General features: G+C 63.2%; 26 protein-coding genes and 1 riboswitch. Of the genes, 21 read left to right on the forward strand and 5 right to left on the reverse strand.

Annotation, left to right across the window (positions count from 1 at the left end; translation table 11 throughout):
* Positions 1 to 2 precede the first annotated feature (2 nt).
* From BGP85_RS19855 to BGP85_RS19870, 4 genes are all read left to right on the forward strand, one after another.
* Complete coding sequence (locus tag BGP85_RS19855) at positions 3 to 1,076, forward strand: AI-2E family transporter (protein WP_103449510.1); 1,074 nt, start codon at positions 3 to 5, stop codon at positions 1,074 to 1,076.
* Positions 1,077 to 1,229: 153 nt separating this feature from the next.
* The gene (gene hda, locus BGP85_RS19860; protein ID WP_008092169.1) at positions 1,230 to 1,937 is read left to right on the forward strand and encodes a DnaA regulatory inactivator Hda; all 708 of its coding nucleotides are present in this window, start codon (positions 1,230 to 1,232) and stop codon (positions 1,935 to 1,937) included.
* Positions 1,938 to 2,064: 127 nt separating this feature from the next.
* Complete coding sequence (locus BGP85_RS19865; RefSeq protein WP_103449511.1) at positions 2,065 to 2,703, forward strand: C40 family peptidase; 639 nt, start codon at positions 2,065 to 2,067, stop codon at positions 2,701 to 2,703.
* A 139-nt stretch (positions 2,704 to 2,842) separates the two neighbouring features.
* Positions 2,843 to 3,376 carry a C40 family peptidase gene (locus BGP85_RS19870; protein WP_103449512.1) on the forward strand — a complete coding sequence of 178 codons (534 nt, stop codon included), beginning with the start codon at positions 2,843 to 2,845 and terminating at the stop codon, positions 3,374 to 3,376.
* Positions 3,377 to 3,467: 91 nt separating this feature from the next.
* On the opposite strand, the gene BGP85_RS19875 is transcribed toward BGP85_RS19870, so the two are convergent.
* Complete coding sequence (locus BGP85_RS19875; protein ID WP_103449513.1) at positions 3,468 to 4,046, reverse strand: hypothetical protein; 579 nt, start codon at positions 4,044 to 4,046, stop codon at positions 3,468 to 3,470.
* Between the two features lie 165 nt (positions 4,047 to 4,211).
* A riboswitch (cobalamin riboswitch) is annotated at positions 4,212 to 4,433 on the forward strand.
* Positions 4,434 to 4,552: 119 nt separating this feature from the next.
* On the opposite strand from BGP85_RS19875, the gene cobO reads away from it, so the two are divergent.
* The 15 genes from cobO to BGP85_RS19945 all read left to right on the forward strand — a co-directional run bounded on the left by cobO (position 4,553) and on the right by BGP85_RS19945 (position 17,058).
* On the forward strand, positions 4,553 to 5,164 hold the full coding sequence (gene cobO / locus BGP85_RS19880) for a cob(I)yrinic acid a,c-diamide adenosyltransferase (protein ID WP_103449514.1): 612 nt from the start codon (positions 4,553 to 4,555) through the stop codon (positions 5,162 to 5,164).
* Complete coding sequence (locus BGP85_RS19885) at positions 5,161 to 6,456, forward strand: cobyrinate a,c-diamide synthase (protein ID WP_103449515.1); 1,296 nt, start codon at positions 5,161 to 5,163, stop codon at positions 6,454 to 6,456. Before cobO ends, BGP85_RS19885 begins: the two co-directional genes overlap by 4 nt.
* Positions 6,453 to 7,103, forward strand: coding sequence for a 5,6-dimethylbenzimidazole synthase (gene bluB, locus BGP85_RS19890; protein WP_103449516.1), 651 nt, complete (start codon positions 6,453 to 6,455; stop codon positions 7,101 to 7,103). The genes BGP85_RS19885 and bluB overlap by 4 nt, the downstream gene beginning before the upstream one ends.
* Positions 7,100 to 8,008 carry an adenosylcobinamide-phosphate synthase CbiB gene (gene cbiB / locus BGP85_RS19895; protein WP_103449517.1) on the forward strand — a complete coding sequence of 303 codons (909 nt, stop codon included), beginning with the start codon at positions 7,100 to 7,102 and terminating at the stop codon, positions 8,006 to 8,008. The genes bluB and cbiB overlap by 4 nt, the downstream gene beginning before the upstream one ends.
* Positions 8,001 to 8,993: a threonine-phosphate decarboxylase CobD gene (gene cobD / locus BGP85_RS19900; RefSeq protein WP_103449518.1), complete on the forward strand. Its 993-nt coding sequence runs from the start codon at positions 8,001 to 8,003 to the stop codon at positions 8,991 to 8,993. Before cbiB ends, cobD begins: the two co-directional genes overlap by 8 nt.
* Positions 8,990 to 10,444 carry a cobyric acid synthase gene (locus tag BGP85_RS19905; protein ID WP_103449519.1) on the forward strand — a complete coding sequence of 485 codons (1,455 nt, stop codon included), beginning with the start codon at positions 8,990 to 8,992 and terminating at the stop codon, positions 10,442 to 10,444. Before cobD ends, BGP85_RS19905 begins: the two co-directional genes overlap by 4 nt.
* A 1-nt stretch (position 10,445) precedes the next feature.
* Positions 10,446 to 10,967, forward strand: coding sequence for a bifunctional adenosylcobinamide kinase/adenosylcobinamide-phosphate guanylyltransferase (gene cobU / locus BGP85_RS19910; RefSeq protein ID WP_103449520.1), 522 nt, complete (start codon positions 10,446 to 10,448; stop codon positions 10,965 to 10,967).
* The gene (cobT, locus tag BGP85_RS19915) at positions 10,964 to 12,019 is read left to right on the forward strand and encodes a nicotinate-nucleotide--dimethylbenzimidazole phosphoribosyltransferase (protein ID WP_103449521.1); all 1,056 of its coding nucleotides are present in this window, start codon (positions 10,964 to 10,966) and stop codon (positions 12,017 to 12,019) included. Before cobU ends, cobT begins: the two co-directional genes overlap by 4 nt.
* Entirely contained in the window at positions 12,016 to 12,573 is a 558-nt protein-coding gene (gene cobC / locus BGP85_RS19920) for an alpha-ribazole phosphatase family protein (RefSeq protein ID WP_103449522.1), read from the forward strand. Before cobT ends, cobC begins: the two co-directional genes overlap by 4 nt.
* A gap of 1 nt (position 12,574) precedes the next feature.
* Positions 12,575 to 13,303 carry an adenosylcobinamide-GDP ribazoletransferase gene (locus BGP85_RS19925; RefSeq protein WP_103449523.1) on the forward strand — a complete coding sequence of 243 codons (729 nt, stop codon included), beginning with the start codon at positions 12,575 to 12,577 and terminating at the stop codon, positions 13,301 to 13,303.
* Between the two features lie 146 nt (positions 13,304 to 13,449).
* Entirely contained in the window at positions 13,450 to 14,628 is a 1,179-nt protein-coding gene (locus tag BGP85_RS19930) for a glycoside hydrolase family 5 protein (RefSeq protein WP_103449524.1), read from the forward strand.
* Positions 14,629 to 14,670: 42 nt separating this feature from the next.
* Positions 14,671 to 15,075, forward strand: coding sequence for a MarR family winged helix-turn-helix transcriptional regulator (locus BGP85_RS19935; RefSeq protein WP_103449525.1), 405 nt, complete (start codon positions 14,671 to 14,673; stop codon positions 15,073 to 15,075).
* A gap of 63 nt (positions 15,076 to 15,138) precedes the next feature.
* Positions 15,139 to 16,341, forward strand: coding sequence for an MFS transporter (locus tag BGP85_RS19940; protein WP_103449526.1), 1,203 nt, complete (start codon positions 15,139 to 15,141; stop codon positions 16,339 to 16,341).
* Complete coding sequence (locus BGP85_RS29340; RefSeq protein ID WP_258035899.1) at positions 16,338 to 16,460, forward strand: hypothetical protein; 123 nt, start codon at positions 16,338 to 16,340, stop codon at positions 16,458 to 16,460. Before BGP85_RS19940 ends, BGP85_RS29340 begins: the two co-directional genes overlap by 4 nt.
* A 46-nt stretch (positions 16,461 to 16,506) precedes the next feature.
* Positions 16,507 to 17,058, forward strand: coding sequence for a glutathione peroxidase (locus BGP85_RS19945; protein ID WP_103449889.1), 552 nt, complete (start codon positions 16,507 to 16,509; stop codon positions 17,056 to 17,058).
* A gap of 46 nt (positions 17,059 to 17,104) precedes the next feature.
* On the opposite strand, the gene BGP85_RS19950 is transcribed toward BGP85_RS19945, so the two are convergent.
* A complete protein-coding gene (locus BGP85_RS19950; RefSeq protein ID WP_103449527.1) occupies positions 17,105 to 17,365 on the reverse strand; it encodes a DUF2798 domain-containing protein in 261 nt (86 codons plus the stop codon).
* A gap of 114 nt (positions 17,366 to 17,479) precedes the next feature.
* Between BGP85_RS19950 and BGP85_RS19955 the strand changes: the two genes are divergently transcribed.
* Entirely contained in the window at positions 17,480 to 18,409 is a 930-nt protein-coding gene (locus BGP85_RS19955; protein ID WP_103449528.1) for a LysR family transcriptional regulator, read from the forward strand.
* Positions 18,410 to 18,450: 41 nt separating this feature from the next.
* On the opposite strand, the gene BGP85_RS19960 is transcribed toward BGP85_RS19955, so the two are convergent.
* The 3 genes from BGP85_RS19960 to BGP85_RS19970 all read right to left on the reverse strand — a co-directional run bounded on the left by BGP85_RS19960 (position 18,451) and on the right by BGP85_RS19970 (position 20,818).
* Positions 18,451 to 19,716 carry an OmpP1/FadL family transporter gene (locus BGP85_RS19960; protein WP_103449529.1) on the reverse strand — a complete coding sequence of 422 codons (1,266 nt, stop codon included), beginning with the start codon at positions 19,714 to 19,716 and terminating at the stop codon, positions 18,451 to 18,453.
* Positions 19,717 to 19,862: 146 nt separating this feature from the next.
* The gene (locus tag BGP85_RS19965; protein ID WP_103449530.1) at positions 19,863 to 20,345 is read right to left on the reverse strand and encodes a hypothetical protein; all 483 of its coding nucleotides are present in this window, start codon (positions 20,343 to 20,345) and stop codon (positions 19,863 to 19,865) included.
* Positions 20,346 to 20,593: 248 nt separating this feature from the next.
* Complete coding sequence (locus tag BGP85_RS19970; RefSeq protein ID WP_103449531.1) at positions 20,594 to 20,818, reverse strand: hypothetical protein; 225 nt, start codon at positions 20,816 to 20,818, stop codon at positions 20,594 to 20,596.
* Positions 20,819 to 21,774: 956 nt separating this feature from the next.
* On the opposite strand from BGP85_RS19970, the gene BGP85_RS19975 reads away from it, so the two are divergent.
* The gene (locus BGP85_RS19975; RefSeq protein ID WP_103449890.1) at positions 21,775 to 22,134 is read left to right on the forward strand and encodes a sel1 repeat family protein; all 360 of its coding nucleotides are present in this window, start codon (positions 21,775 to 21,777) and stop codon (positions 22,132 to 22,134) included.
* Positions 22,135 to 22,276 lie beyond the last annotated feature (142 nt).

Genomic DNA, 22,276 nt, shown 5'->3' on the forward strand with positions numbered 1-22,276 from the left:
CCATGACTGACATGCGTCGCTGGATTGGCTGGGGTGCTGCACTGCTGATCGCTGTGCTTCTCTATAGCCTGCACAACATCCTTACGCCGTTCCTGGTCGGCATCTTGCTGGCCTACCTGGCTGACCCCCTGGTCGACCGTCTGGAGCGCGTTGGCCTGTCGCGTACCTGGGGTGTGGTGGTGGTGTTCGGCCTGTTCACCCTGGTGCTGCTGGCCTTGCTGCTGGTGCTGGTGCCGCTGCTGGCCAAGCAGTTGCTACGCCTGTACGAGTTGGCGCCGCAAATGCTCGACTGGCTCGAACACGTGGCGCTGCCCTGGGTGCAGGGCCGTCTGGGCCTGGCCGATGGCTTCTGGAAATTCGACAAGATCAAGGCCGCCATCGGCGAGCACATGGGCCAGACTACCGACATCGTTGGCATGTTGTTGTCCCATGCCACTGCCTCGAGCCTGGCGCTGATCGCCTGGCTGGCCAACATGGTGCTGATCCCGGTGGTGGGCTTCTATCTGCTACGTGATTGGGACCTCATGATGGCCAAGCTGCGCGGCCTGCTGCCGCGTCAGCGCGAACCGCAGGTGGTGGGCCTGGCCGGTGAATGCCATGAAGTACTGGGGGCGTTCGTCCGTGGCCAGTTGATGGTGATGCTTGCGCTGGGCGTCATCTATTCCGCCGGCCTGATGCTGGTGGGGCTTGAGCTGGGCCTGCTGATCGGCATGCTCGCGGGCCTGGCGGCCATCGTGCCGTACATGGGCTTCATCATTGGTATCGGCGCGGCGCTGGTAGCCGGGCTGTTCCAGTTTGGTGGTGACCTGTACCCGATGCTTGGCATCGTTGCCGTGTTCATGGTCGGGCAAGCGCTGGAGGGCATGGTGCTGACCCCGCTGCTGGTGGGGGATCGCATCGGCCTGCACCCGGTGGCGGTGATCTTCGCCATTCTTGCCGGTGGCGAACTGTTCGGCTTTACCGGGGTGCTGCTGGCGCTGCCGGTGGCGGCGGTGATCATGGTACTGCTGCGGCATGTGCATGATCTGTACAAGGAATCGGACATGTATGCCGGGGATGTCGACCCGGATCTGTGACCTGAGTACCGGGTTGCGTCGCCTCAAGGTGGCGCAACTCGTTGATTTTGCTTGCGCTCTGCGCCTGCATGATTGTGCGCCCTGCAATGCAGGTATAGACTTTGCACATTGTTCACCAAAGGCCCCCTGCGGTCGTGACGACCGCCCGCGAGCATGAAACCACCGATCCAGTTGCCCCTGGGTGTGCGCCTGCGCGATGACGCCACCTTCATCAACTACTATCCGGGCGCCAATGCCGCGGCGTTGGGCTATGTCGAGCGGCTATGCGAAGCCGACGCCGGCTGGACCGAGAGCCTCATTTACCTGTGGGGCAAGCAGGGCGTTGGGCGCAGCCACCTGTTGCAGGCCGCCACCCACCGTTTCCAGCAGCGCGGCGAACCCGCCGTGTACTTGCCATTGGCGCAATTGCTCGATCGCGGCGTGGAGCTGCTCGATTACCTGGCTCAATACGAACTGGTATGCATCGACGACCTGCACGTGATTGCTGGCAAGGCGGACTGGGAAGAGGCGATGTTCCATCTGTTCAACCGCTTGCGCGACAGCGGTCGGCGCCTGTTGTTGGCGGCCTCCGCTTCACCTCGCGAACTGCCGATCAAGCTGCCCGATCTCAAGTCGCGCCTGACTTTGGCGCTGGTCTTCCAGATGCGCGGCCTGTCCGACGAGGACAAGCTGCGCGCCCTGCAATTGCGTGCTTCGCGCCGTGGCCTGCACCTGACTGACGAAGTTGGCCATTTCATCCTGACCCGTGGAACGCGCAGCATGAGCGCGCTGTTCGACCTGCTTGAGCGCCTTGATCAGGCCTCTTTGCAGGCCCAGCGCAAGCTGACCATCCCCTTCCTGAAGGAAACGCTTGGCTGGTAAGGCCCGTTAACACTGGGCTCTGAGGTGCAAAACGAAAAAGTCACATCTTTTTCGATAAAATTTGCAAATGGCCATGATAGAGGGCATAGTTTCACCCTTCTAAAGGATTACAGACACGGTCGTGCCCATGCTGAAGCGCTTCGCACCCCTCGTGCCACTCGCACTCGTGACCCTGCTTTTTGGCTGCGCGGCCCACGGCCCGGATTCCCAGCCCCAGGATCACACCCCGATTGCCTCGCAATCGGTCAACAAGGCCAAGGCTTCGCCTTCGTCCGTTTTCGGCGAAGAAGAACAGGCCACTGAAGATGACCTGGAGGCCTTCTCCAGCAGCAAGCCTTATCAGCTCCCGGTGCTGGCAGACAGCATCCTCGAGCGTGGCATGTCGCTGATCGGCACCCGCTATCGCTTCGGTGGTACCTCGGAAGCCTCCGGTTTCGACTGCAGCGGTTTCATCGGCTACCTGTTCCGCGAAGAGGCTGGCATGAACCTGCCGCGCTCGACCCGCGAAATGATCAACGTCGATGCGCCCAAGGTGGCCCGCAACAAGCTCAAGCCAGGCGATTTGCTGTTCTTCAGCACCAATGGCCGTGGCCGTGTCAGCCATGCTGGCATCTACCTGGGTGACAACCAGTTCATCCACTCCAGCAGCCGCCGCAGCGGTGGTGTGCGCATCGACAGCCTCGGTGATCGCTACTGGAGCAAGACCTTCATCGAAGCCAAGCGTGCCTTGGCCATGGCGCCGAGCACTAATATCGCGCGCAACTGATATCAAAATGATATAACCTGCCACGGCGGCGTAGCTTGAAAAAAAGCTCGCCGCCGTGCGCATTTACAGAAAGCGTCTAATCTAAATTCTCAACTCTTTTCGGCTGCGGCCGTTCGGTCTCAGACAGGAAGTTCTGGCCATGGCGATGATGGCGCGCTTCGCATTCCTTTCCTTGGTGGCATTGCTTGCCGCCTGCTCCAGCCGTGCCCCGGCACCGGCCCCTGTGGTACAGCCACGGGTTACCTACAGCCAGCCCGAAGGCTCGCCCCTCGCCGACGACGTGTTGATCCGTGCGATCGGCCTGGTCGGCACACCCTATCGCTGGGGTGGCAACACACCGGATTCCGGATTCGATTGCAGCGGCCTGATTGGCTACGTGTACCGCGATGCTGCGGGCATCAGCCTGCCGCGCTCGACACGCGAGATGATCGTCATGCGCGCGCCAACCGTGGACATCAATTCACTGCAGTCGGGTGACCTGGTGTTCTTCGCCACCGGTGGTGGTTCACAGGTCAGCCATGCCGGCATCTACGTCGGGGAAGGGCGCTTCGTGCATGCGCCTCGCACAGGCGGTACAGTACGCCTGGATTACCTGTCCAACAGCTATTGGTCCAAAGCCTACCTGCAGGCCAAGCGGGTTATCCCGCAAGAGCATCTGGCACAGAACCCCTGATTTCTCGCCTGCCGCGGCGACGACGCCTTCCCTCACCATGCTGCAGCGGCAAAGCCGATACACATTCGGTGAGGGGGACGGGCCGCAGGGTTCAGGCCTGCTTGAGCAGCAACGCCACGCCCGGGTAGTACTGCCCTGTCTCGTTGTGCAGCTTGCGGTAGGCGTACGGGAAGTACCAGGCGATGGCGCAGGCCGTGTGCTTTTGCAGGTCGTCCACCAGATCCTGCAACTCCTCGGGGCTGGCATGTTGGCCAACCTTCCAGGGGGTGATGAACAGAGCGCCCGCTTTCAGTTGGCTGGCATACGCCTTGTGGCGGGCGAGGGCAGTCGTTTCCTGCAGTGCCGGCGCCATGTCCAGCCGCGCGACTTTCGGCCAGCGCTGGCTGACGCTCAGGTATAGCGTTTCATCTGCGCTGCAGATTGACAGGTCGCAGCGCCCCTCCTGTTCGCCTTCGTCACGCTGTTTCTTGCTGGTGAACTGCTGCAGCGCCGCCAGTTCGGCCTGCCAGGCGGCCGCAGCCAGCATGCCGATGTTTGCTTGGGTGCCATGCCAGTAGGGGGACTCGGCATCGCCATTGAACTGGTTGAAGCGATCGATGCAGTCGACCCAGCGTTCCAGTACGGGGCGGAGGAATTCCAGGTTCGGGTTGTTGATGATCTGGCCTTGCATGCTGCGCACTCCTGTTATCGTTGTGATCGCGTTCAGCGCAAAATAATGGCTATGTGATATCACTGTGATCAGTGTGGCACAACCTGACAGATCGGCCATTGACCCAGGCCTGTTGCGCCGAAGTAAAAGGCCACGTTCGATTGACGCTCCCGGTGCAACCCTCTAACCTTCGCGCGTGTTTCAGGTGCCCTGCCAGCCCCGTCTGGGCGGGGTGAAACTGGGAAGCCGGTGGCCGCCAGCATGGCGCGATTCCGGCGCTGCCCCCGCAACGGTAGGTGAGAAGCAGCTGCGCAGGGCCACTGGGTAAAAGCACCCGGGAAGGCGCGCAGGTCTGGGCCGGATGGCCCGCTCACGAGCCCGGAGACCGGCCTGAAACTGCCAACGGCATCACGGAGGGTGATGCGCGGTGCATCGTGGCTCCGGTCACGGCTCCTGCGCGTTCTCCGGCTGCCCGCCTATTACCTGTCGCCGCTGTTCACGTGGCGTCAGCCTGCGGAGAACCCTTCATGAGCGAATCCACCGAACGCGACGAACGCCACCTGGCGCGCATGCAGCGCAAGAAGGCGGTCATCGACGAGCGCATTGCCAATTCCCCCAACGAATGCGGCCTGCTGCTGGTGCTCACCGGCAACGGCAAGGGCAAGAGCAGCTCGGCTTTCGGCATGCTTGCCCGCGCCTTGGGCCATGGCATGGAGTGCGGCGTGGTGCAGTTCATCAAGGGCCGCAACAGCACCGGCGAAGAGCTGTTCTTCCGCCGCTTCCCCGAGCAGGTGCGCTATCACGTGATGGGTGAGGGCTTCACTTGGGAGACCCAGGACCGCCAACGCGACATGGCCGCCGCCGAAGCGGCCTGGGCGGTCTCGCGCCAGCTGCTGCAAGACCCGAGCGTGCAATTCGTGGTGCTCGATGAGCTGAACATCGCCCTGAAGCACGGCTACCTCGACCTCGACCAGGTGCTAAGCGACATTCAGGCCCGGCCGCCAATGCAGCACGTGATCGTCACCGGCCGTGCAGCCAAGCCCGAAATGATCGAGCTGGCTGACACCGTCACCGAGATGGGCATGCTCAAGCATGCGTTCCAGGCCGGTATCCGTGCGCAGAAGGGCGTCGAACTGTGAGTGAAACGCGCAACTGTCCGGCGGTGCTGATTGCAGCCCCCGCCTCCGGCCAGGGCAAGACCACCGTGACTGCGGCACTGGCGCGCTTGCACCGCAACCTTGGGCGTAAAGTCCGGGTGTTCAAGTGTGGCCCTGACTTCCTGGACCCGATGATCCTGGAGCGGGCCAGTGGCGCGCCGGTGTACCAGCTCGATCTGTGGATGATCGGTGCCGAAGAAAGCCGTCGACTGCTGTGGCAAGCCGCAGAAGAAGCCGACCTGATTCTGATCGAAGGGGTCATGGGCCTGTTCGACGGTACCCCTTCGAGCGCCGATCTGGCCCGCCACTTCGGCGTGCCGGTACTGGCGGTGATCGACGGCACGGCCATGGCCCAGACCTTCGGCGCTCTGGCCCTGGGCCTGGCGCGTTATCAGCCCGATCTGCCGTTCGCCGGCGTGCTGGCCAACCGGGTCGGTAGCCTGCGCCACGCGCAACTGCTCGAAGGTAGCCTGACCGAGGGCCTGCGCTGGTACGGCGGCCTGTCGCGTGAGCGCGGCATCGAGCTGCCCAGCCGCCACCTGGGGCTGGTTCAGGCCAGCGAACTGAATGACCTGGATGCCCGCCTGGATGCCGCTGCCGAAGCCCTCGGCGCCAGCTGCGATGCTGCCTTGCCGCCGCCAGTGGCCTTTGCGGCGCCTGAACCGCAGCCGTGTGCTACGTCGCTGAGCGGTGTACGCATCGGTGTGGCGCGTGACGAAGCGTTTGCCTTCACCTATGGCGCGAACCTTGATCTGCTGCGCGACCAGGGCGCGCAGCTGTCGTTTTTCTCCCCTCTGCACGATCATGAACTGCCGGTGGTGGACAGCCTGTATCTGCCAGGGGGGTATCCGGAACTGCATCATCACGCATTGGCAGCCAATCCGCCGATGTGCGAGGCGATCCGTGCCCATCATGCCCAGGGCAAGCCATTGCTGGCCGAGTGCGGTGGCATGCTGTACCTGCTCGATGCGCTGACCGATGTCGCTGGCGAGCGTGCCAAACTGCTGGGCCTGCTGCCAGGCGAGGCAACCATGCAGAAGCGCCTGGCGGCCCTGGCCCTGCAGGCCGTGGAACTGCCGGAAGGCACCCTGCGCGGGCACACTTACCACCACTCGCTGACGACCACCGAGCTGGAGCCGATCGCCCGGGGCTTGAGCCCCAATGGCGGGCGCGGCAACGAAGCGGTGTATCGACTGGGCCGGCTGACCGCTTCCTACGTGCACTTCTACTTCCCGTCCAACCCTGAGGCGGCGGCGGCGCTGTTGCGGCCATGAGCGATCACGCCTACAGCGCCGACGAGCGCGCCGCCATCTACCGCGCAATCGGTGAGCGCCGCGACATGCGCCACTTTGCCGGTGGCTCGGTCGCGCCCGAGCTGCTCGGTCGCCTGCTGGCTGCCGCGCACCAGGCGCCCAGTGTCGGCCTGATGCAGCCTTGGCGCTTCATCCGCATCACTCAACGCGAGCTGCGCGGGCGCATTCAGGGCCTGGTCGAGGAGGAGCGGGTGCGTACCGCCGAAGCCCTGGGCGAGCGCTCCGATGACTTCATGAAACTCAAGGTCGAGGGCATCAGCGACTGCGCCGAAGTGCTGGTCGCGGCGTTGATGGACAATCGCGAGCCCCACATCTTCGGCCGCCGCACCTTGCCGGAAATGGACCTGGCCTCCTTGGCCTGCGCCATCCAGAACCTGTGGCTGGTCGCCCGTGCCGAGGGCCTGGGGTTGGGCTGGGTATCGCTGTTCGACCCGCAGGCCCTGGCCGCCCTGCTGGGTATGCCCGCTGGCGCCAAGCCGGTGGCGGTGTTGTGCCTGGGGCCGGTCAGCGAGTTCTACGCTCAGCCCATGCTGGTGCAGGAAAACTGGGCGCAAGAACGCCCCCTGAGTGAAATGCTGTTCGAGAACCAATGGGGAGAGCGCCCATGAGCGTGGCCTTGCTGACTGTGGTTGGAGTGGCCCTCGATGCGCTGCTGGGCGAGCCGCAGCGCCGGCACCCGCTGGTGGGCTTCGGCAACCTGGCGTCGAGCCTGGAGCGCCGGCTGAATGCCGGTGGGCGCGGCTGGCGCAGCCATGGCGTGAGCGCCTGGTTCGTGGCCGTGATACCGCTGACCCTGGTGGCGCTGATCCTGTCCTGGCTGCCCTATGTCGGCTGGCTGGTGGACGTGCTGGCGCTGTATTGCGCCTTGGGTTTGCGCAGCCTCGGCGAGCATGTGCTGCCGGTGGCCAACGCCTTGCGCCAAGGTGACCTGGAAGAGGCGCGGCGCCGTGTCGGTTATCTGGTCAGCCGTGAAACCCGCGAACTGGACGAGCCCGCCGTGGCGCGCGCAGCCACCGAATCGGTGCTGGAAAACGGCAGCGATGCGGTGTTCGCCGCGCTGTTCTGGTTCGTCGTGGCCGGTGCGCCGGGGGTGGTGCTGTACCGCCTGAGCAATACCCTGGATGCGATGTGGGGGTACCGCAATGCACGCTTCGAGCGCTTCGGCTGGTGCGCCGCACGCATCGACGATGGGCTGAACTATATTCCTGCCAGGCTCGTGGCGCTGACCTACGCGCTGCTGGGCAAGACGCGCCTGGCCCTGGCCTGCTGGCGCAAGCAGGCGCCGCTGTGGGACAGCCCCAACGCGGGGCCGGTAATGGCCTCCGGCGCCGGTGCGCTGGGTGTCGAACTGGGCGGCCCGGCGGTGTACCACGGTGAACTGCACGAGCGCCCGCGCCTGGGTGAAGGGCCGATGGCCGATACCGATGCCATCGAGCGCGGCTGGAGCCTGGTGCAGCGTGGCGTCTGGTTATGGGTACTGCTGATCTGCGTGGGAGCCTATCTGAATGCTTGAGCATGGTGGCCGCCTGCTGCGGGCAGTGCGGCAATACGCAATCGCCCGCGAAGACTGGCTGGACCTATCCAGTGGCATTGCCCCCTGGCCTTACCCGATTCCCCCGATTCCGCTGGACGCCTGGGCCCGCTTGCCGGAAGCCGACGACGGTCTGGAAGACAATGCGCGACACTATTATGGCGTGCGGCAACTGTTGCCGGTGGCAGGCTCCCAGGCGGCCATCCAGGCCTTGCCCCTGTTGCGCCCGCTGGGGCGCGTGGGTGTGCTGACGCCGTGCTACGCCGAGCACCCGCATGCCTGGCAGCGGGCGGGGCATCACTTGATCGAGCTGGATGAAAGCCAGGTCGAGGCGCAGCTCGATCAGCTCGACGTGCTGGTGCTGGTCAATCCGAACAACCCGACCGGGCGGCTTGTATCCCGTGAGCAGTTGCTGGCGTGGCATGCGCGGCTCGCGAAGGGTGGCGGCTGGCTGCTGGTGGACGAAGCGTTCATGGATAACTCACCCGAACACAGCGTGGCTGAGTGCGCCGAGCGCCCAGGCCTGATTGTGCTGCGTTCGTTTGGCAAGTTCTTTGGTCTGGCCGGTGTGCGCCTGGGCTGCGTAGTGGCCGAGCTGCCGCTGTTGCAACGGCTTGCAGCGCTGCTCGGGCCTTGGACTGTCAGTGGCCCGACCCGGGTGCTGGCGCAAGCGTGCTTTGCCGACCACGCGGCTCATCAGGCTCAGATCGAGCGTTGCGCCCAGGCCAGTCAACGCCTGGCAACGCTGCTGCAAAGCTACGGCCTGGCGCCCAGCGGCGGCTGTGACCTGTTCCAGTACGTGCGCAGCGAGCGCGCAGCCCACTTGCATGACTTTCTCGCCCGCCGCGGCATCCTCGTGCGTCTGTTCGAGCAGCCGGCCGCCGTGCGCCTTGGCCTGCCGGCAACTGCCGCAGACGAGCAGCGCCTGGACCAGGCCTTGGCCGATTATCAGAAGGAAACGGCATGACCACCCTCATGGTGCAAGGCACCACCTCCGATGCCGGCAAGAGCACGCTAGTTACCGCCCTGTGCCGCTGGCTGTTGCGCCAGGGCGTCGGCGTGGTGCCGTTCAAACCGCAGAACATGGCGCTCAACAGCGCGGTGACCGCCGACGGTGGCGAAATCGGCCGTGCCCAGGCCGTGCAGGCCCAGGCCTGCCGGCTGGCACCGCACACCGACATGAACCCGGTGCTGCTCAAGCCCAACAGCGACACGGGTGCCCAGGTGATCATCCATGGTCGTGCGGTCACCAGCATGAACGCGGTGGCTTATCACGACTACAAGGCCATCGCCATGCAGGCGGTCCTGGCCTCGCATCAGCGCCTCAGTGCGGCCTACCCGGTGGTGATGGTCGAGGGGGCTGGGTCGCCGGCCGAGATCAACCTGCGCGCCGGCGACATCGCCAACATGGGCTTTGCCGAGGCGGTCGATTGCCCGGTGATCCTGGTGGCCGACATCAATCGTGGAGGGGTGTTCGCTCACCTGGTAGGCACCCTCGAACTGCTGTCGCCAAGCGAGCAGGCGCGGGTCAAGGGCTTCGTCATCAACCGCTTCCGCGGCGATATCGCGCTGCTGCAGCCGGGCCTGGACTGGCTGCAGCAACGTACTGGCAAACCGGTACTGGGCGTGCTGCCCTATGTCACCGACCTGCACCTGGAAGCCGAGGATGGCATCGACATCCGCCAGGGCTCCAAGCAGGATCGTGTGCTCAAGGTGATCGTCCCGGTGTTGCCGCGCATCAGCAACCACACCGATTTCGACCCGCTGCGCCTGCACCCGCAGGTCGACCTGCAGTTCATCGGCCCGGGCCAGCCGATTCCAGCCGCTGACCTGATCATCCTGCCTGGCTCGAAGAGCGTGCGTGGCGACCTGGCGCAACTGCGTGAGCGCGGTTGGGACAAGGCCATCGAGCGGCACCTGCGCTATGGCGGCAAGCTGATCGGAATCTGTGGCGGCCTGCAGATGCTCGGCCGCGAAGTTCACGACCCGCTTGGCCTCGAAGGCGCCGCCGGTTCCAGTCCCGGGCTTGGCCTGTTCGATTACGAGACGGTGCTCGAAGCCGACAAGCAACTGCGCAACGTGGCTGGGACCCTGAACCTGGAGGCCGCGCCGGTCGCCGGTTATGAGATTCATGCTGGTGTCACCGCAGGGCCTGCCTTGGAGCAGCCTGCGGTGCAGCTCGCCGATGGTCGCAGTGATGGCGCGGTCAGTGCCGATGGCCAGCTTCTCGCCACCTACCTGCATGGCCTGTTCGAGGGCAGCCAGTCGTGTGCCGCGCTGCTGCGCTGGGCGGGGCTGGAACATGTGCAGACCATCGATTACGAAGCCCTGCGCGAACGTGACATCGAGCGCCTGGCCGATCTGGTGGAAACGCACCTGGATACCGCGCACCTGCGCATGCTGTGTGGAGTCGCCTGACATGCGCAACCTGATCCTCGGCGGCGCCCGCTCGGGCAAGAGCCGCCTGGCCGAGCAACTGGCCAGCGACAGCGGCCTGCCAGTCACCTACATCGCCACCAGTGAGCCGCTCGATGGCGAAATGAACGAGCGGGTGCGCTTGCACCGCCAGCGTCGGCCTGAACACTGGGGGCTGATCGAAGAGCCACTGGCCCTGGCGGGCGTGCTGCGTGCAGAAGCCGCCGAAGGCCGTTGCCTGCTGGTGGACTGCCTGACCTTGTGGCTGACCAACCTGCTGATGCTCGAAGATCCCCAGCGGCTGGCCGCAGAGCGCGATGCGCTGCTCAACTGCCTGGAGCACTTGCCTGGCACCCTCATTCTGGTCAGCAACGAAACCGGCCTGGGCGTAGTGCCCATGGGCGAGCTGACCCGCCGTTATGTCGACCTGGCCGGCTGGCTGCACCAGGCCGTTGCCGAACGCTGTCAGCGCGTGGTACTGACCGTCGCCGGCCTACCTCTCATGCTCAAAGGACCCGCTCTATGAACCAAGCCTGGTGGCGTGATGCCTGCCAACCCCTCGACAACGCCGCCATGGACCAGGCCCGCGCCCGTCAGCAGCAGCTGACAAAACCTGCCGGCTCGCTCGGCCAGCTGGAAGGCCTGGCCGTGCAACTGGCCGGCCTGCAAGGCCGCGAGCGGCCAACCCTGGATCAGGTCGCAATCACCATTTTTGCGGGTGACCACGGCGTGGTCGAAGAGGGTATTTCGGCCTACCCGCAGGCAGTCACCGGGCAGATGCTGCGCAACTTCGTCGGCGGTGGCGCGGCGATCAGCGTGCTCGCGCGCCAGCTGCAGGCCAGCCTTGAAGTGGTCGACCTCGGCACCATCGACCCTGAGCTGGAACTGCCAGGGGTGCTGCACCTGCGCCTCGGCGCTGGCACCGCCAACTTCGCCCGCCAGCCGGCCATGACCGATGCCCAGCTGCAGGCTGCCTTGCAGGCTGGTCGCGACAGTGCCCTGCGTGCAGAGGCCAATGGTGCGCAGTTGTTCATCGGTGGCGAGATGGGCATCGGCAACACCTCTGCCGCTGCCGCGCTGGCCAGCACCTTGCTGGCCAGCCCGGCGCGGGAGTTGAGTGGGCCGGGTACCGGCCTGGACAGCGCCGGCGTTCGCCACAAGGCTGAAGTGATCGAGCGCGCCCTGGTGCTGCACGGCCTGCGCGCCGACCAACCGCTGCAGGCGCTGGCCTGTGTCGGCGGCTTCGAGATCGCTGCGCTGACGGGAGCCTACCTGGCCTGCGCCCAGCAAGGCATTGCCGTGCTGGTGGATGGCTTCATCTGCAGCGTCGCGGCATTGCTGGCGGTGCGCCTCAATCCGCAGAGCCGTGACTGGCTGCTGTTCGCTCACCAAGGCGCCGAGCCTGGGCACAAGACCCTGCTCGCGGCACTGCAAGCCCAGCCATTGCTGGCGTTGGACCTGCGCCTGGGCGAAGGCAGTGGCGCCGCCCTGGCGGTGCCGCTGATGCGTCTGGCCTGCGCCCTGCATGGGCAGATGGCGACCTTTGCCGAAGCGGCGGTGGCGGACCGCCCGGCATGATCCTTGACCTGCTGCGTCACGGTGAAACGGAGCAGGGCGGCGGCCTGCGTGGCAGCCTGGACGATGCCTTGACCGACAAGGGCTGGGGCCAGATGCGTGACGCGCTGACAGGTGCAGGCCCCTGGGATGTGCTGGTCAGTTCGCCGTTGCAGCGCTGTGCGCGTTTTGCCGAGCAGCTGGGCATGCCGGTTCAGCTGGAAGCTGATCTGCAAGAACTGCATTTCGGTGAATGGGAAGGGCGCAGCGCCTTGCAGATCATGCAAACGCAGGCTGACGAGCTTGGGCGTTTCTGGGCCGATCCGTACAGCTACACACCGCCCGCAGGGGAGCTTGTCGCGGCCTTTGCCGAGCGTGTGCTCTTTGCCGTCGGGCGCCTGCGCCAGCAGCATGCCGGCAAGCGCGTGCTGCTGGTCACCCATGGCGGTGTCATGCGCCTGCTGCTGGCACGCGCCCGTGGGCTGCCCAAGGAGCAGTTGCTGCAGGTCGAGGTTGGCCATGGCGCCCTGGTGCGCCTGGCGGTGGATGAGAGCGGCGCCATGCACGAGGTGCTTTGACATGCTGCCGTTCTGGATTGCCCTGCAGTTTCTCAGCAGCCTGCCGGTGCGTTTGCCGGGGATGCCCGAGCCACGTGAGATGGGCCGCTCGTTGTTGTGCTACCCGTTGGTAGGGTTGCTGTTCGGCCTGTTGCTGTGGCTGGCCAACTACCTGCTGCTGGGGGCTGCGGCGCCGCTGCACGCGGCCCTGCTGCTGGCGCTGTGGGTGTTGCTCAGTGGCGCGTTGCATCTGGATGGCCTGGCTGACAGTGCCGATGCCTGGCTGGGGGGCTTCGGTGACCGCGAGCGCACGCTGCAGATCATGAAAGATCCGCGCAGTGGGCCGATAGCCGTGGTCACCCTGGTGCTGGTGTTGCTGCTGAAGTTCTGTGCCCTGTGGGTGCTGGTGGAGCAGGGCGCGGGCATGGCCTTGCTACTGGCGCCGGTGGTGGGGCGGGCGGCGATGCTCGGGTTGTTTCTCGGCACGCCTTACGTGCGTCGCGGGGGCCTGGGGCAGGCGCTGGCCGAGCACTTGCCGCGGCGTACGGCCGCGTGGGTTCTGCTGGCCAGTTTGCTGTTGTGTTTGTTGGTGGGTGGCGCGCGCGCGATCTTGCCGATGCTGGCGGCGATGGCTGTATTCATCGGGCTGCGCCGGTTGATGTGTAAGCGTCTGGGTGGGACCACGGGTGATACCGCAGGCGCCATGCTGGAAATTCTTGAGCTAACTGTGCTGTTGGGTTTGGCGATTTAGGAAGAGTCCTACAGTTTTTGGCGAATATCCTTTCGGATAAGACTGGCTGCAGAATTGCGGAAAAATGCTGATAAAATTCAGGAAATGACGTCTTTTCTGCAACTATCTATGCTCGCGGTTTCCTTTCCACCGCGAAGGCATGGACAATGCGACGATTCCTGCTGGCCTTGTTGCTGGTCACCGTCAGTGGCTCCGTTACTGCAGCCGACCTGATCGACTTCTGGAACACCCCGCGCCACGGCGGCAACAGCTTCAATCGCTTGCCGCCGGACCAGGCTTACTTCGATGCGTTGAGTGCATATGGCGCGAGCTGGGTCCGGCTGTCCTACGACAAGTGGAAGCCAGCGCAGCGTGATTTCCTGTTGGGTGATGCGGACCGGTATGAGCAGTTGTCCGCTGCCGATCTCAAGCTATTGCGCGATACCCTGGATCGCGCGCACAGGGCAGGGCTCAAGGTGGTCATTGCGCCGCTATCGCTACCCGGCATGCGTTGGTCGCAAAACAACCAGGGGCAGTTCGATGACCGTCTTTGGCAAGGCAACGGTTACGCACGGCAAGCAGCCAGCTTCTGGCGCGATCTGGCGCGGGAGTTGAAAGATCATCCTGCCATCGCCGCCTACAACCTGATCAACGAACCTGCGCCCGAGAAACTTGGCGGCCTGGCCGAACATGCTGCGGCTGAACACATGCGGCAATGGTACGCCGAGGTGCAGGGTGGGGCGCGTGACCTGCCTGTGCTGTACGCGCAATTGATCGCGGCAATACGCGAGGTGGATGCCAAGACCCCGATCATGGTCGACGCGGGCTGGTTCGCCAGCGCCGACGCCTTCGGATACTGGCAATCGCCCTTGCAGGATGATCGAGTGCTCTACAGCGTCCACATGTATGAACCCTATGCGGCCACCAGTGCGCCGAACCTGTTGCGCAAGGCCCCCATCGACTACCCCGGCCCGGCGCCGTTCGGTGGTGAAAGTCAGCAGTGGGATGCCGAGCGGGTTCGTCAGTATCTGAGCCTGCCATTGTCCTGGATGGAGCGCATGAAGCTGCCGTCTTCCCGGCTGGTCGTGGGGGAGTTCGGGTGCATGCGCCGACTGCCCGGTTGCAGCGAGTACCTGGAAGACGTCCTCTCGGTCATGGACCGGCATCGGTTGCACTGGGCGTTCTACAGCTTCCGTGAAGACAACTGGGATGGTATGGACTACGAACTAGGGTCGGCAAAGGTGCCTTGGCGTTATTGGCAGGCGATCGAGCAAGGCACTCCTGACCCGTTGGCACGCAAGGCCACAGCGGAATTCGAGCCGATTCGGCGACGTTTGGCAGACTGAAACTTCTTGCAACAGCCTGGGTGCGGGTATATACACGTATTGATGTTGACCAGCGAATGCATCTGCACCCACCTGCGTCGCGCCGCCCGCGGGGTGAGCCGGCATTATGACGAGGCCCTTGCCGGCTTCGGCATCAATGTCGCCCAGTTTTCCCTGTTGCGCCACCTGCAACGGCTCGATCGCCCCAGTATTACCACGCTCGCCGAGGCCATGGGCCTGGAGCGCAGCACCTTGGGCCGTAACTTGCGCGTACTGGAGGCCGAAGGCCTGGTCGCCCTCGCCGATGGCGATGACCAGCGCAACCGTGTGGTGTTGCTGACCGAGGCGGGTGCAGCACGCTTGCAGGAGGCTCATCCAGCCTGGGAGCAGGCGCAATTGATGCTGGTCGAGCAGTTGGGCGAAGGACAGCGTGACGAGCTTGTGCGCTTGCTGGAGCGGCTTGCCTGAATCATAACGACTAGAAGCGGGTATATACCCGTAAAACCTTGCGATGTGCTGGAGATAACGACAATGACTTCGGTTTGGCGAACCAGCGGGTGGGTACTTGTGGGGGCAGCGTTGATCCTGGCGCTGTCCTTGGGTGTGCGGCACGGTTTTGGCCTGTTCCTGGCGCCGATGAGCGCTGACTTCGGCTGGGGCCGTGAAGTGTTCGCCTTTGCCATCGCCCTGCAGAACCTGATCTGGGGCCTGGCACAACCGTTTGCCGGTGCGCTGGCCGACCGCCTCGGCGCGGCGCGAGTGGTGATCATCGGTGGCATTCTCTATGCCGCTGGCCTGCTGTTGATGAGCACCGCCGATTCGGCCTGGTCGCTGTCGCTCAGTGCCGGCCTGCTGATCGGTATCGGCCTGTCTGGCACCTCGTTCTCGGTGATCCTCGGGGTGGTCGGCCGCGCCGTGCCGGCGGAAAAACGCAGCATGGCCATGGGTATTGCCAGCGCTGCCGGATCCTTCGGCCAGTTCGCCATGCTCCCCGGTACCCTTGGCTTGATCGAATGGCTGGGCTGGTCGTCGGCACTGTTGGTGCTTGGCTTGCTGGTGGTGTTGATCGTGCCCTTTGTCGGGCTCCTGCGTGACCGCCCGCTGCCCAGTCATGGTGCGGAGCAGACGTTGGGCGAGGCCCTGCGCGAGGCGTGCTCGCACTCCGGCTTCTGGCTGCTGGCCCTGGGCTTCTTCGTCTGCGGCTTCCAAGTGGTTTTCATTGGCGTGCACCTGCCTGCCTATCTGGTTGACCAGCACCTGCCGGCGGCTACCGGCACCACGGTGCTGGCGTTGGTCGGGTTGTTCAACATCGTCGGTACCTACACAGCCGGCTGGCTGGGTGGGCGCATGTCCAAGCCACGTCTGCTCACCACGTTGTATTTGCTACGTGCGGTGGTGATTGCGCTGTTCCTGTGGGGGCCGGTGACTCAGGTCAGTGCCTACCTGTTCGGTATTGCCATGGGGCTGCTGTGGCTTTCCACGGTGCCTTTGACCAATGGCACCGTGGCCACGGTCTTCGGCGTGCGCAACCTGTCGATGCTCGGCGGCATCGTCTTCCTGTTCCACCAGCTGGGCGCCTTCCTGGGGGGCTGGCTTGGAGGCGTGGTGTACGACCAGACCGGCAACTATGACCTGGTCTGGCAGATTTCGATTCTGCTCAGTGTGCTGGCTGCCGCGCTTAATTGGCCGGTACGTGAACGGCCGGTCGCCCGCTTGCAGGTGCAAGCGGCATGAACCGCTACCTGGCCCGCGGGCTGGTGCTGGTAGTTGCGGCATTGTTGCTGGTGCTGGCGTGGTGGGGCTGGCAGCGGGGCGGGTTGGCGTTGATGCAGCTGGGCATGAGCGTTTGTTAAGCGCTACCCTGCAAGTTCGAGGAGAGTCTTGCCGGAGGAATGAATGATGCGTGCCCATTGGTTGACGATGCCGTTGCTGGCGCTGCTGGCTGCCAGTACCAGCTGGGCTACCGACTGCCCGGCGCTGTTGCAGGGCAGCCTGCCTGAATTGCGTGGCAAGGGGCAGGTCGACCTGTGCCAACGCTTCGGCGGTAAGCCGCTGGTGGTGGTCAATACGGCCAGCTATTGCGGTTTCGCACCGCAGTTCGAGGGGTTGGAGTCGACGTACAAGGAGTATCACGAGCAGGGCCTGGAAATGCTGGGCGTACCGTCCAATGACTTCAAGCAGGAAGACGCTGATAGCGAGAAGACTGCCAAGGTCTGCTACGCCAACTACGGTGTAACCTTCACCATGACCAAGACCCAGCCGGTTCGCGGTAAGGATGCGATACCGCTGTTTGTCGAGCTGGCGCACCAGAGCAGCGCGCCGAAGTGGAATTTCTACAAGTACGTGGTGGATCGCCGAGGCAATGTGATCGGCAACTTCTCCAGCTTGACCAAGCCCGATGATCCCGCCTTCAGGGCCGCTATCGAGAAGGCGATCGCCTCGCATCCATAAGTGACCCATCGTAGGGGGAAGGTGTTCGCGTAGGGGCGGACACCTGTCAGTGTGGCTGCACCGTCATTGCCACCAGCTTCAACACCACCGGCCTTACCATCAGCACGCACACAAATGCCACTGGCATCGCCAATTGGTATGCCTTCAGAACATTGCTCAGGTAGTCCGGGTTCACCCCGGCATTCGCCGCAGTGATCACGAAGCACATCAGTAGCGCCATGATCGACGACATGTAGAAGGCGAACACGTACGGCGTAGCGCTTGGGCGTAGCTTGCGCCGGCTGCGCGTGTGGGACAGATTGCTCATGCGATCTCCTGAAGGTTGGCTGAGGGCGCAGGTTAGCAATGCCTGCGGCACCGGCTGTAGACCGGCTGGATTGAGTTCTTTATAAAGAGATTCTTACGAATCGAAGAGCTTGCCATGGATCTGCTCAACGCCATCCGCAGCTTCATCAAGGTGGTCGAAGCTGGCAGCATCGCCGCTGGCGCCCGCAACCTCGGCCTCAGCCCGGCGGCGGTCAGCCAGAACCTGGCGCGACTGGAAGGGCACCTTCACGTGCGCTTGCTCAGCCGTACCACTCGCAGCATGGCGCTGACGCCTGCCGGTAGCCAGTACTATGAGCGGGTCAGGCACATCGAGCGCGACCTGGCCCTTGCCGAACAAGCGGTCACCACGCCCGACAGTGAGCCACAAGGGAGGCTGTGCATCGCCTCGACCTCTGCTTTTGGTCGCCATGTGCTGGCGCCGCTGATCCCGGCCTTCAGCGCCCGCTATCCACTGCTTTCGATAGAGTTGATAACGACTGATCGCAAGGTCAATCACGCCCGCGAAGATGTCGATGTCAGCTTGCGCATCACCCCGCAACTGGAAGACCAACTGCTGGCGCGGCACATCGCCCGCATCCCGTTCACCTGCTGCGCGTCACCGGGTTACCTCGCCAGTGCCGGTTTGCCGACCGCCCCGGAAGTGTTGCGGGATCATCGCTGTCTGGTCTTCCGTTATCCGGTGGACGGCCGTTTCCTGCGTTGGGGCTTTGTGCGTGATGGCATGCGTTTCGAAGCGGAATTCGGCACCGTATTGATCAGTGATGACATCGATGCCCTGACTCAGATGGCCCTCAACGATGGCGGCATCACCCGCTTGGCTGAGTTTATCGTCAGGCCGCATCTGGCCTCGGGGGCACTGGTGCCGCTATTCGAATACCGCGACAGCGGCCAGGCCTATGCCCAGACCGAGCCAATGGATATCTACCTGTGCGTAGCTGACCGTTTCGCCATGACCGCAAAGGTGCGTGCGTTCATGGACTACCTGCGTGAGTCGTTGGGCGATAGCTGGCAAGTGCAGGCATGAAAAAACCGCCACGAGGGCGGTTTTTCATGCAACGGTACGAATCAGAAGCGGTAGGTGAGCGAGGCACCGATACCGTGCGCGCTGTTTTCGTACTTGGCCTGGTAGCGGCCCTTGGTGGGGCTTGCCAGGTTGACCTTGGTGTCCTCTTCCCACAAGTAGGAGTAGGCCACATCGATGGTCATGTCGTCGGTTGGGCTGTAACCGGCACCGATGCTGATCGCCTTGCGATCACCCGTAGGAATGCGCGGCGAGCGGTCGGTGTTGTTGGTTGGCGACTGGTCGACGGAGAAGCCAGTACGCAGCACCCACTCCTTGTTCACCTTATAGGAGGCGCCAATGGCGTGAGCCCAGGTATCGTGCCAGTTCTGCTCTTCGGTAATGGTACCGAACTGGGCTCTTAGCGGTGCCGGGACGTCGTTGTTGACGGTGATGTTCTCCAGGCGGCTCCAGCGAGTCCAGGTGCTGCCTGCATACAGGGTCCACTGGTCGTCCAGTTCGTGGGTGACCGAGAAGTCCACCGACTCAGGCGTCTTGATCTTCAGGGTGGCGTCGAACTTGCTGCCACTGAAAGGCCCGATCAGGGCGTTGTTGATCTTGGTATCGCCTTCGAGTTTGTAGTCGACCATCGAGTGGTAGGTCAGGCCGACGCGGGTGCGGTCGGTGGCCTGTACCAGGATACCGACGTTGTAACCGACGGCGGTGTCGTCACCTTTGATCTTCACCTCGCCATCGTTCACGCCTGGAGAGCGCGGGTTGATGGTGTTCGAGCCCAGCTCGCCCTTGATGCGGTTGATGGTCGGGCCGAAACCGATCGACACCTTGTCGTTGAAGGCGTAGCTGACGGTAGGCTGGAAGGTGATGACCTCGACGTGGCTCTTTTTACCCCAGTAGCGAGCGGCGTCGCCGCTGCCGTAGTCGGTCACCAGGCCGTATGGGACGTAAACACCAAAACCGACGCTCCAGTGCTCATCGATCGGTTTCACGTAGTAGCCCATTGGTACGCCGACGGTAGGCACCATGTCGCCGTCGGTTTCGCCTGGCAGTGGGCTGCTGCCCGGGCCCGAAATGTCAGTCTTGGCGATTACAGCTGCTCCGCCCACGGTCACTTGCTGACGTTTGAGGCGCGACATGCCGGCCGGGTTGCCATACACGGTGCTGGCGTCATCGGCAGAAGAAGAACGACCTGCGAAACCTGTTCCCATGCCGCTGATGCTTTGTTCGTTAAGTGCGAAGCCGGCAGCGAACAGTTGGCTTGATGCCAGGGCAACGGCTACGCCGAGGGAGGTTTTGAGCATTGCTTTTTTCATTATTAGAAACTCCTTGTGATCTCCGGGGCGAAAAGCTACCAACAATTTACGCGCCGCGCTATAGCCTGGATCACAGGAGATAGCGCAGTTTTGTAGGACAATCCGACCAAAATTCCATTTTTTCCGGTAATGGTGTAGGACGCTTCTTAAGATGCCTGTGGCAATTTCTGCTCAATGCACAATTGCCAGGCCTGTGTGAAGTCGCGCAGGCGACCTTGAGGGTGGAAAATCTGCCGCCAGATACGTGCGAGGCCGAGCAAGTCGTCGGCCGCTGGCAGCGCCATGGATTGCTCTTCGATGAGCATCCAGGCGATGGCGGTGGAGTAGCGCAGGTTCACCGTGAGCTCCAGATGCGGCCCGCCGAGGAAGGCGTGCTGGCTGGCCAGGCCACGTACCAGGCTGGCCAGTTCCGGGTCACGCGCAAGAAAGTGGTCCCAGACGGCCTGGTGACGGCTTTCGCCAATGCGGTAGAGGCCGTGGCCACGGCGGTCGTGCAAGGCTGAACCAAGTGCCGACTGGCAGGCCGCGATACCGAGCAAAAGGGCCTCGGCACTGGCGCAGTGACGATTCAGATAGACCAGAGTTGGTCGAATCACATACTGACACAATTCATTCGCAGCAATACCCATGATGCCCTCGAGCAGTAAAGGGCCGACGGGCGCTGGAGCTTGGCAGCTGGAAATTGGTCAGGCCCGCCGGAAGCGGTAAGGACCGCTCGAGTTGAAGTGTAGTGTGATAATCGTGGTGTAAAGGGCTGTTTTTAAATCGATTGCTGCCTGCGGTCCAGCGCTATATGCCTTGCAGCACTTAGGCCAAGAACGATCAGGCAGCATGTGGCAGGTGCCATTCAGTCTCTGAATACCCCGATATTCGCCAATCACGCGGTGAGCGATTGGCGGGTGCGGGCGATCACCGCCTGCAGCGGTTCCGAGCGGTTGTACTGTTCAGGGTACAGGCGTTCGGTGTGGCAGGCGACGCCGTGCTCGTCCACCAGGGTGAAGCTGAAGTTTCCCTTGCGCGGGGCGGTGATCAGGCACTTCAACGGCGAGAAGGCCTGGGAGAGGGTGCCAATGGCAGCCTGAATTTGATGATGAGTTTGCATGTTGTTGGAGGTTCCTGCTTTAAGCACGGGAGATATGATCCGTGCATGATAGAAACGTTCCAGTGACGCCTTTATTAAGGGACGAACGAACCTGACTGGAACAGGGCAGCCAGAGATAGCGCATTCAAAGTGTGGGCGCTTGGGCTGACTGGTAGGTACTTCAGAAGGCAGGCAGCACGCCGGGGCCAAGGTTCTAGGCCGTCGAGGTGGAATCCTGATCAATCTTCCGGTTGATTCGTGCTTGAACAGCGCTGGGCTGGCGAGTGAATCATCGAGTGGGGCCGGTCCTGGTTTCAGCAGCGATCGTTTGGGAGAGCGATGGGCTGCAAGGACGCTTCTGGCCAGAATTGACTTTCAGCTTGGGTACTAACGGTGCGCACCTTACCGAAAATGTAAGACCTTTGCAAGCTTTGTACGTTTCTTCAGGTGAGCCGCGCAGTATGGCCTCTCTTTCGCCTTATGGGAAGAGGGGGCACCTGGCCTCCAACCGGCCTGATGTGCCATTTTCGTGCATCCAAATGCGGGCTTTCGGTGCACTTGTTCACATTCGAGGCGTGACTTGTAACAGCTTGGCAACAGCCCTGATCAGGCCCGCCAATGACTTGACTGGCACCTTAAGTCAATGAAAAAAAACACTAATTTTTGCTGGTGAAAAAATCGTCAGTTTGACTGTAGGCCCCATTTCATGGGGGTTTGCGGGCTCATTGGAGGGGTTGTCCACCGAGTTATCCACAGGAACTGTGGATTGTCCCGAGCGCTTGCTCTAGGACGGGCGTGCCAGCAAATTAGAGAACTGTCCGACAATCGACAGGCATCAGTCGACCAGCCAGTCATCCACTCGGAAACGTCAAGAAAAAATCATCGAAAAAAAATTTCAATCCTCCGGAAATCGACACGTCATGCACGAAAAAAAGGAGTAGAGTGGCGCGCCTTTCGAGTTGCCATCCCTGTCGGTCATGAAGTTTCGCGGTAAATCCCTCGCCAGCCCCGCTGTTGCCTCGTCAGCCCCCTCGCCCAAACGCTTTTCCCTGAAAGTGGCCCTGTGGCTGCTCGACAGCCCGCGCCTGGGTGAAAAGCAGCAGGTCAAGCACATCGCTGGGCGCCTGCTCAAGCAGCCCGCGCGTGAAGGTGTGGTGGTTGCGCAGAGCCGGTTGGGGCAGATGCTCTGCCGTGATTGCGGCAATGCCCGCGACCGACGCATCGGCCATGAACTGCTGCGCCAGGCGGCGCGGGCCGGGGACCGGCGGGCGCAGCTGGAGTATGCGCGGCTGTTCCAGGCCGATGCGCCGGAACAGGCGCCCGCCCCAGCAGACTGATAAGCTGCACTCAACTCGCAACAGTGATCGGGGTAAGCATGGCAGTGGATCTGACCAGCATTCTGCTGGGCTTGGTGGCAGGGGCCTTGCCTTGCCTGGGTTGGGTCATGCAGGTGCAGCGCCGTCAGGCCGCACGCCAGGG

The organism is Pseudomonas putida (assembly GCF_002906855.1).
GTDB lineage: Bacteria > Pseudomonadota > Gammaproteobacteria > Pseudomonadales > Pseudomonadaceae > Aquipseudomonas > Aquipseudomonas putida_N.

Bases quoted from the DNA above. Each gene is read 5' to 3' on its own strand.
- hda (WP_008092169.1), top strand. From the start codon at position 1,230: ATGAAACCACCGATCCAGTTGCCCCTGGGTGTGCGCCTGCGCGATGAC.
- BGP85_RS19905 (WP_103449519.1), top strand. From the start codon at position 8,990: ATGACCACCCTCATGGTGCAAGGCACCACCTCCGATGCCGGCAAGAGC.
- BGP85_RS19940 (WP_103449526.1), top strand. From the start codon at position 15,139: ATGACTTCGGTTTGGCGAACCAGCGGGTGGGTACTTGTGGGGGCAGCG.
- cobD (WP_103449518.1), top strand. From the start codon at position 8,001: ATGCTTGAGCATGGTGGCCGCCTGCTGCGGGCAGTGCGGCAATACGCA.
- BGP85_RS19950 (WP_103449527.1), bottom strand. From the start codon at position 17,365: ATGAGCAATCTGTCCCACACGCGCAGCCGGCGCAAGCTACGCCCAAGC.
- BGP85_RS19965 (WP_103449530.1), bottom strand. From the start codon at position 20,345: ATGGGTATTGCTGCGAATGAATTGTGTCAGTATGTGATTCGACCAACT.
- cobO (WP_103449514.1), top strand. From the start codon at position 4,553: ATGAGCGAATCCACCGAACGCGACGAACGCCACCTGGCGCGCATGCAG.
- BGP85_RS19865 (WP_103449511.1), top strand. From the start codon at position 2,065: ATGCTGAAGCGCTTCGCACCCCTCGTGCCACTCGCACTCGTGACCCTG.
- cbiB (WP_103449517.1), top strand. From the start codon at position 7,100: ATGAGCGTGGCCTTGCTGACTGTGGTTGGAGTGGCCCTCGATGCGCTG.
- cobC (WP_103449522.1), top strand. From the start codon at position 12,016: ATGATCCTTGACCTGCTGCGTCACGGTGAAACGGAGCAGGGCGGCGGC.
- BGP85_RS19925 (WP_103449523.1), top strand. From the start codon at position 12,575: ATGCTGCCGTTCTGGATTGCCCTGCAGTTTCTCAGCAGCCTGCCGGTG.
- BGP85_RS29340 (WP_258035899.1), top strand. From the start codon at position 16,338: ATGAACCGCTACCTGGCCCGCGGGCTGGTGCTGGTAGTTGCGGCATTG.
- BGP85_RS19935 (WP_103449525.1), top strand. From the start codon at position 14,671: ATGTTGACCAGCGAATGCATCTGCACCCACCTGCGTCGCGCCGCCCGC.
- bluB (WP_103449516.1), top strand. From the start codon at position 6,453: ATGAGCGATCACGCCTACAGCGCCGACGAGCGCGCCGCCATCTACCGC.
- cobT (WP_103449521.1), top strand. From the start codon at position 10,964: ATGAACCAAGCCTGGTGGCGTGATGCCTGCCAACCCCTCGACAACGCC.
- BGP85_RS19975 (WP_103449890.1), top strand. From the start codon at position 21,775: ATGAAGTTTCGCGGTAAATCCCTCGCCAGCCCCGCTGTTGCCTCGTCA.
- BGP85_RS19945 (WP_103449889.1), top strand. From the start codon at position 16,507: ATGCGTGCCCATTGGTTGACGATGCCGTTGCTGGCGCTGCTGGCTGCC.
- cobU (WP_103449520.1), top strand. From the start codon at position 10,446: ATGCGCAACCTGATCCTCGGCGGCGCCCGCTCGGGCAAGAGCCGCCTG.
- BGP85_RS19870 (WP_103449512.1), top strand. From the start codon at position 2,843: ATGGCGATGATGGCGCGCTTCGCATTCCTTTCCTTGGTGGCATTGCTT.
- BGP85_RS19970 (WP_103449531.1), bottom strand. From the start codon at position 20,818: ATGCAAACTCATCATCAAATTCAGGCTGCCATTGGCACCCTCTCCCAG.
- BGP85_RS19855 (WP_103449510.1), top strand. From the start codon at position 3: ATGACTGACATGCGTCGCTGGATTGGCTGGGGTGCTGCACTGCTGATC.
- BGP85_RS19960 (WP_103449529.1), bottom strand. From the start codon at position 19,716: ATGAAAAAAGCAATGCTCAAAACCTCCCTCGGCGTAGCCGTTGCCCTG.
- BGP85_RS19955 (WP_103449528.1), top strand. From the start codon at position 17,480: ATGGATCTGCTCAACGCCATCCGCAGCTTCATCAAGGTGGTCGAAGCT.
- BGP85_RS19930 (WP_103449524.1), top strand. From the start codon at position 13,450: ATGCGACGATTCCTGCTGGCCTTGTTGCTGGTCACCGTCAGTGGCTCC.
- BGP85_RS19875 (WP_103449513.1), bottom strand. From the start codon at position 4,046: ATGCAAGGCCAGATCATCAACAACCCGAACCTGGAATTCCTCCGCCCC.